Source organism: Prevotella sp. TF12-30, assembly GCF_003436715.1.
GTDB lineage: Bacteria > Bacteroidota > Bacteroidia > Bacteroidales > Bacteroidaceae > Prevotella > Prevotella copri_A.
In genome coordinates, this window is sequence record NZ_QSQJ01000122.1 from 1 (window position 1) to 808 (window position 808).

At 47.0% G+C, this 808-nt stretch carries 1 protein-coding gene and 1 pseudogene; both read right to left on the reverse strand.

What is annotated here, in order from left to right; all coding sequences use genetic code 11:
- Positions 1 to 380: pseudogene (locus DXD25_RS16380) on the reverse strand (hypothetical protein); the annotation flags it as partial.
- Positions 381 to 496: 116 nt separating this feature from the next.
- Positions 497 to 808: RNA polymerase sigma factor (locus tag DXD25_RS16385; protein WP_147327964.1), on the reverse strand; the 312-nt coding region annotated here is incomplete at its 5' end.

The following is an 808-nucleotide window of genomic DNA, read 5'->3' on the forward strand; positions in this document are numbered from 1 at the left end:
ACGACAAGGACGGCTGCAACGGCAGCCACCTTTCTCATCGGGCTCCAGAGAGGAAACGACTTGGCGGTTTGCTGGATTTCTGCATTCTGACTCATCTCTTCTTTCTGCTGCTTTTCTTCTTTCAGCTTCATCTCATCTTTCAGCTTCTCCCATTCTGCATCAATCGAAGGCATCTTCATCCCTTCCTTCGACTTGGCGAAATCCAGAGACTGTCGGGTCTCTACCAACTGCTGATAGAGTTCATTCACTTCCTCATCGCCCAGAAGTTCATCCTTCTGGGTTTCGGAATACTTTTCGGGATGCTCCAGGAGATCGAGGAGCATATCCCATTTCTGAGAATCCATCTTCTGAGGATCTATGTCAGATAATTCATGTTTCATTTTCTTTTCCTTTCTTCATTTTAGAGTTATTGTATAAGCGGATTGCAAATCCGCAAAATAAAGAGGTCGAACCTTTTTTAACGACGGATTGCAAATCCGTCGGAACACCTGGCGGATTATTTTCCTTTCAATTTTTCTCTGAGCGTTCGCAAACCTTTTACAATATGCATGTTAACTGCCGAGACACTGATGCCCAGCTCCTCCGCCGTATCCTTATACGACATTCCTTCCCGATAGCACAATCGGATGACGGAAGCAGTCTGGTCGGTCAGGTCGTGGTCGATGCAATCCACGGCAGCCTGCCATCGCTCTTCCAGGCGAGAAGGTTCTTCCTCCGTCAATTTCTCTTCCGAGAGAGGGAGAAGCCGTTTCAGTCGTTCATCTCTCTTCTTTCTGGCTATAAGATTGATGCAGGCATTCTTCACGCT